The sequence below is a fragment of the Phytoactinopolyspora endophytica genome, from assembly GCF_004138495.1.
GTDB lineage: Bacteria > Actinomycetota > Actinomycetes > Jiangellales > Jiangellaceae > Phytoactinopolyspora > Phytoactinopolyspora endophytica.
Window position 1 is genome coordinate 263,397 of record NZ_ML142851.1, and the last position, 6,667, is coordinate 270,063.

At 66.5% G+C, this 6,667-nt stretch carries 5 protein-coding genes and 1 pseudogene; 2 read left to right on the forward strand and 4 right to left on the reverse strand.

Annotation, left to right across the window (positions count from 1 at the left end):
- Nucleotides 1-251: pseudogene (locus ELR45_RS37130) on the forward strand (carboxylesterase/lipase family protein); the annotation flags it as partial.
- A gap of 496 nt (nucleotides 252-747) precedes the next feature.
- On the opposite strand, the gene ELR45_RS07060 reads toward ELR45_RS37130, so the two are convergent.
- From ELR45_RS07060 to ELR45_RS07075, 4 genes are all read right to left on the reverse strand, one after another.
- A complete protein-coding gene (locus tag ELR45_RS07060) occupies nucleotides 748-885 on the reverse strand; it encodes a hypothetical protein (RefSeq protein WP_205856175.1) in 138 nt (45 codons plus the stop codon).
- 295 nt (nucleotides 886-1,180) lie between these two features.
- Nucleotides 1,181-2,086: a trypsin-like peptidase domain-containing protein gene (locus tag ELR45_RS07065; RefSeq protein WP_129664625.1), complete on the reverse strand. Its 906-nt coding sequence runs from the start codon at nucleotides 2,084-2,086 to the stop codon at nucleotides 1,181-1,183.
- The gene (locus tag ELR45_RS42555) at nucleotides 2,083-2,214 is read right to left on the reverse strand and encodes a zinc-ribbon domain-containing protein (protein ID WP_129664627.1); all 132 of its coding nucleotides are present in this window, start codon (nucleotides 2,212-2,214) and stop codon (nucleotides 2,083-2,085) included. Before ELR45_RS42555 ends, ELR45_RS07065 begins: the two co-directional genes overlap by 4 nt.
- Before the next feature lie 95 nt (nucleotides 2,215-2,309).
- A complete protein-coding gene (locus ELR45_RS07075; RefSeq protein WP_129664629.1) occupies nucleotides 2,310-3,374 on the reverse strand; it encodes a Fic family protein in 1,065 nt (354 codons plus the stop codon).
- 614 nt (nucleotides 3,375-3,988) lie between these two features.
- Between ELR45_RS07075 and ELR45_RS07080 the strand changes: the two genes are divergently transcribed.
- Nucleotides 3,989-6,667 (forward strand): PD-(D/E)XK nuclease family protein (locus ELR45_RS07080; protein ID WP_165367551.1); only part of this gene is annotated, 2,679 nt, incomplete at its 3' end.

Consider the following 6,667-nt stretch of genomic DNA (forward strand, 5'->3'; position numbering starts at 1 on the left):
TCCTGGAGGTGCCGTTCGTCTTCGACATGCTCGACGACGAGAAGATGCGGCTGTTGACCGGGTCGGAGCCGCCGCAGGACCTGGCCGACGCCATGCACCGGGCGTGGATCGCGTTCGCCACTGCCGGAGACCCCGGATGGCCGCGATACTGCCCCGACAGCCGAGCAACTATGCGCTTCGCGTCCACGTCGGAGGTCGTGGACGACCCGCACCCCATCCGCCCGATCTGGGAAGGCATGCGGTTCGATTGACAGCACGGCCGGGAGCGGCGCTCTAAACACAGCCCGATCAGGAGTACCGGATGATGTCTCCGTGCGCTGCTCGCTGTCCGCTGCGGCGGCATGGACGGCTTGAAGAGTGGCGGAGGGGCGAGCTGGATCACTTCCGGGGGAGCCCGAGCAGTTCGGCAGCCGTCGGGCTGCGATCATGTACTGAAACCGGCCGCGGCTTGGTAGGGCACTTTCACCTGCAGGTGCATGCTTCGCCTTCAGGTCCGTAGCCGGGTGCTTGGAGGCTGACGAACTCGAGCCACACGTGGGCTCCGTCGGACGTGTCCTCGACGGTGTGGACTTCGAAGTCGTAGCTGGTCTCCACCCCGGCGGCCTGAGCGAGCCTGCAGCTTTCGGCATCCGTCCAACAACAACGGACTTCTGCAGCCGCCGAATAAAAGAGGCCTTGGTTCTGACCAGTGGAAACGTTCACGAGGACGTCGGGGGGCTTTCATAAACGTCGCTGAGCTTTCGGCAATCAGGCGCGCCTCCACGACGGTTTGGTGCGCGTCCCCTCGTTACGAATCTGTCCGCCGCGCTTCATCTTGGCGAGGAGGTTGGAGATCTTGTTGGCCTTCTGCTCGTCGCTCAGCGCGTCACTGAGCTTGTCCCACAACAGCTTGTCAATGTCCTGCCGAGACGCGTTGCCGAACTTGTCCAGGTAGTCGGTGACGAGCTTGGCGTAGAGCCGTCGCCTGCCTCCTTGAACTCAACGACCTCGCTCTCCCACGCCGCGATCAGCCGTTGGAGGAGATCGATCAACTCAGCCGGGGTCATGGTCGCAAACTTTCATGTCGATGTGCGCATCGGGCGCTCCTACCATAACCGCAAGTAACAGGATTGCCCGCGTGTCGAGGGCACCGACACATGCTGGAGGTAGATATACGATCCGATGCGTTGTGCGCTGCCTCTTAACTGCACGAGACGTGGCCTGAGGAGCCGTCGTGCCCGGTGACGCCGTCGATGAGCAGCCAGCCGTCGTGCCAGATGAGTTCGTAGTCCAGGGACCAGTAGGTGCATGCTTCGCCTTCAGGGCCGTACCCCGGTGCCTGGAGGCTGACGAACTCGAGCCATACGTGGGCTCCGTCGGATGTCTCCTCGACGGTGTGGGCCACGAAGTCGAAGTCGTAGCTGGTCTCGACGCCGGCGGCGAACTCGTCGACTGCCATGTTTCCCTGCAGCCTGGGTGAGAGTTGGTCGAACGCCAGCTGGTAGTCGCCGCCGTTGATGCCGGAGAAGTAGTTGTTGAACGTTGCGGCGACGGCGATCTCCAGATCATCCGCTGCACCGATATCGGGTAGCTCCGACTCCTCCGGGCCGAGCGGTCGGTTGCAGTCCGCAGGTGCTGGAGGCGCGAGAAGGCTTGGGCTCTCCAGCCGCTCGGTAAGGACGTCGGCGCGTACCGCGTAGCTGAGACCTTCCGCCTCGGTGTCCTTGGCGACGAGCATCCCGACGACGTCGCCATCCGCACGGACCACCGGGCCGCCCGCACGGACCACCGGGCCGCCGGAGTTGCCTGGGCTGACGCTGATATCCAGCTGGAAGCTCGGCCACAACGCGTCGTCGACACGAGACGTCGTACCGGTCGTGATGGTCAACGGATCACCGAGGGGATGCCCGATCGCCGCCAGCGACTCGCCGGCCACGGTTGGTGAGCCGGTGATGCCGAACTCGTGGCCGTCCAGGTCTTCGTGGAGTTCGAGGAGTGCCACGTCTGTCGACGTTTCCACGCCGACGACGGACGCCTGATACGCCGGGCCACCCTCCTGCATGATGGCGACGGAGGCAGCCTCTTCGACGACGTGGGCGGCGGTCATGGCATGGCCGGCCGCGACATCCGACGGGCGGTCTGGGCTGTGGTGGTAGCCGCGTGCTTCGGCGAGCCACACGTTGGGCAGTAGTTCACGCTGTCGCCGACCGGCGAACCACACTGAGTGCAGTACATAGCCGTTCCCCTCTAACGACGTGTTGTCAGCGTGGCACAGACCGGGCGTAACGGGTAGATGGGACGGACGCCGGGTTTCCGATGGTGGATCGCTGCTACGTCGGGGGTCGACGTGGATGTCGGACCCAGACGGCGGAACGTCCGACACCGTCAGGTGTCATGACTCCTTCATCGCGGAGATCGGTAAGCACGAGACGTATGGTCTGGTCGCTCACGCCCGGTAGGGCCGCACGGATGTCTGCCATGCGCATCACATTGGGCGCGTGATGCAGAACGTAGTCGCGCACGCGTTCCTGTTTGCTGCCGCTGGCCTTCCGGGCAGCGGCACGCTGGCTGAACTCACCATAGGCCTCCGCCAGGACTGTCGTGAAGTAGCGCAACCACGGCCACGGATCGTGATCGCCGGCGTGCCAGTCGTGTGTGGATTCCAGGAGTGACTGGTAGTACTCCTCGACTGACTCAGCGATGGCCTGTTCCATGCTGATGTATCGGACGACGCCGTAGTCCGCGTCGCTCAAGAGCGCGTTGGTTGTCACACGTGCTACTCGCCCGTTGCCGTCCTCGAATGGATGTATGACAAGCAGGTCGAGAACGAACAGCCCGATCAGGAGTACCGGATGATGGCTACGCGTGCTGCTCGCGGTCTGCAAGCGGTCGATGAGCTCGCGCGCGTAGAAGTCGGTGTCGCGCGCTGCGACGGGGCGGAAGCGGGTCGTCGTCGTTCCGTCGGAGTTACGGTCGACGACGAGGTTGTCCTGCGCCTTGAAGTGGCCGCCCGCCATCGCAGTGCGAGAGTAGAGCAGCCTGTGCAGGTGCAGGAGAAGGCCCACGTTGAGCGGTCGCCAGTCCTCGGTGAAGAGGTAATCAAGAGCGTCGCGATAGCCTGCCAGTTCCTCCTCGCTCCGGTTCCGGAGCCTGGTATCCCTGTCGTTAACGATGCGGGCCGCGCGCGCAGCGTCGTCCACGACAACGCCTTCGATGGCCGAGGAGGCAGTGACGCTTTCGACACGCGCCCGGTTGGCCAGTCCACTGAGTAGTCCAGGCAGTTGATGACGATAGAGGGCTTCGGTGCCGGAGCCCAGATCGATCTCGCGCAGCGTGGCGACGATGTTGGCGGGGACGTGACCGATGGTTTGCCCGAGGTCCATGAAGCTACGCATGATCCCGCCAATCAAATCTAGCTAAACTGCCTAACCTTCCGATGCATTAGGTAGTTTAGCTAGATTGTTGGGTAGATTCCGCAGCACTCGCGCCTGGTGAGGTTCTATTTGAGTCAGCTCGGCGAAGGCCAGATGCGGGCCCAGCGGTAGCGTCCGTGGCTCGGGGTGCCTCGTCGTCGAGCCAGATCCGCGCCTTGGTGATGCGGATCTCAGACACACGCACGCTCGAACGTAGCCCACGGCTGAGCAGAACGGGGACTGATCATAGTGGGCTCCCGAGAGTGGCGGTGTGGTGGGCACCCCATCAGTTGGACTTCACGTGATACGTGCGGTCGTGAGCCGAGCGCGAACGGCATGCATCAACTGGATTGCGCAGCTGGAAGCTGTGATAGCTGTCGCCATCTGGGGGTTGTGTCCGGGGTTATTCGTACGGTTCGCAGACACGATGCACCGGACGACTTCGATGACTTGTACACGGACGGCACTTGGAGCGAGATCTACGCGACGTGGAACGACCACCCGAACAGCGGGCTCAGCATGATCTTCGAGGAACGCCGGTAGAGTCGCGGTCTCGTGACGGAGGTTCAGCAGTCGTCGCAAGTGGGGAGCCAGGTGTGGGAACCGTAGTGCGGACAGTGAGTTATGGGCGGACTGCGTACGACGAGCTGGTGATGATGGTCTGTGCGCTGAAGGATGGTGATCCACTGGCTCCGGTGACGGTGATCGTCCCGAGCGAGCGGGTGGGGGTGGCAGTTCGGCGAGCGCTGGCTCGTGGGCCGGCTGACGGCCAGCCGGGCATCGCGGCGCTCCAGGTCTTGACGCTTCGCCGGTTCGCCGAGGTGAGCTGTGGTCATCAGCTGGCTCAGGCTGGTCGGCGCCCGTTGACGGATCCGGTGCTGATCGCCGCGCTCCGGGCGGCTCTGGTCGACTCGCCCGGTGTCTTCGCGCCGGTGGCGCAGCACATCGGCACGGCGCGAGCACTAGCCCGCGCCTACCGGGAGCTGCGTCCATTGCCCGACGAGACGGTGGACGCCTTGGCCGCCGACGGACAGGTGGTCGCCGAGACAGTGCGGCTGTGCCGTGATCTTCGCCGCAGGCTGGTCCAGCACGCGTTCGACGAGGTGGATCTGCTGGAAGCCGCCAGACCGGCGGTCGAGGAACACGGCGTGACGGACAGCGTCGTCGTCTTCCTGCCGCAGGACCTGGACGGACCGGAGAAGGCGTTGCTGGCCGCCATCGCGAACGCCACGGACGTCCGGGCGATAGTCGGCCTGACCGGTGATCCCGGCGCCGATGAAGGGCCTGTCGCCGCGTATGCCGCCCTGGGCGCCGGCACCGAAACCGTCGAGAACGCCCCGGTGGCGGATGTGGTGGTGCACGCATCCGATCCGGACGACGAGGTACGTGAGATCACCCGGCGCGTGCTGCTGGCGCTGGAAGGACGGTCCGGGTATCGGGTAGCGGTCCTCTACGGAACCGCCGACCCGTATGCGCGGCTTCTCCATGAGCACCTGGGCCGCGCTGGGGTCGCTGTCTTCGGCCGCGGTGTCCGCTCCATCGCGGAGACCCGTCACGGTCGCGCGGTCCTGCGAATGCTGGCCCTCTCCGACCATGACTTCCGCCGCGACGAGGTGCTCGCGTTCATCGCGGACGCGCCGGTCCGCCAGGGCGGCGCGCCTATCCCGTCGTCGGCCTGGGAGCGGATCTCCCGCGTGGCCGGCGTGGTGCGTGGCGCCGACTGGGACCGTGTGCGGACGTACGGAGAGCGTCGTCGTACCTGGCTGGCCGACCACCCGGACGCCGACGACGAGCAGGTGCGCCGAGCCGAGCGGAGCGCGGACCAGGCCCAGTCGCTGCACGCGTTCGTGACGACGATCCAGGCCGGCTTGGCACGGGTGGCGGCAGCCACCACATGGCGTGAGCTCGCCGCTGACGTGCACGAACTCTGGTCGTCGACGCTGGCTGTGGGGGACTCGGATTCGTTGCCGCCGGAGGAGCGACGCACCGTCGAGCGGATCGCCGGGGTTTGGGCCGCTATCGCCGGGCTGGATCAGGTCGCCGGGCCGCCGGATATGTCGTTGCTGCGGCAACTCGTGGAGCTGGAGCTCGGCGATGACCTCGACCGGGTGGGCCGGATCGGCGAAGGGGTGCACGTCGGCCCGGTCTCGGAGGGCGTCGGGGAGGACGTCGACGTCGTGTTCGTGGTGGGCGCGGCCGAGGGCCTGCTGCCGGCTCGTTCCAACGACGACCCCCTGCTCCCGGACCGGGTCCGCCAACTCACGCGCGGCGCGCTGCCCACGCAGGCACAGCGGCTGTCCCGCCAGCACCGGCACGTCCTCACCTCCTTGGCTGCGGCGCCGACTGGCGGGCGGGTGGTCACCTTCCCCCGAGGTGACCTGCGCCTCGGCGGGAACCGTGTTCCATCGCGCTGGCTGCTGCCGACGTTGCGGGCGCTCGCGGGACGAGACGACGTGATCGCGACGGCATGGGAGTCGGTCGAGGGACTGCGTGAGTCGCCGTCCTACGCGGGTGCGGTGGAGCGGGCCGCGTTCCCGTCCACGGCTCAGGAGTGGCGCCAGCGGGCCGCCGTCGACCACGATCCCGCGGCGCCGGACGACTCGATCCTGGAGCGGGCGCGTCTCGGCCGTGCGGCACGGCGGTCACACGAGTTCACCGTGTTCGACGGCAACCTGGCCGGGGAGGAACTGCCCGACCCGACGTCGGGCGGGACCGTCTCGGCGACCTCGCTGGAGAGCTGGGCGCAGTGCCCGCACGGCTATTTCCTGCGCCATCTGCTGAGGGTCATCCCAGTGGAGCAGCCCGAGGACGTGGTCCAGATCTCCGCGCTGGACCGGGGGAACGTCGTCCATGACATTCTCGAGCAGGTCTTGCTGCGGGCCGCAAACGAGGGCTGGACACCCGGTCCGGGCGAGCCATGGCCGCCACAGGTGCACGACGCGCTGGACGAGATCGCCGCGCAGCGATTCGCCCGCGCCGAGGCCGAGGGCGTCACCGGATTCTCCCTGCTCTGGACCCAGGACCGGGCCGCGATCCTCGCCGACCTGCATGTCTGGATCGACGAGGACAACAGGCGGCGGCGGGAGTTCGGTGGACTGGAACCCGTCGCCGCGGAATGGGTGTTCGACGGCGCGGAGATCCCGCTGGGCGACGACCGCTCGCTGCGGGTCCGCGGCAAGATCGACCGGATCGACCGCGCCGCCGACGGCACGCTGGTGGTCACCGACTACAAGACCGGCAAGTCCGATTCCTACCGGAAGCTGACCGAGGACGAT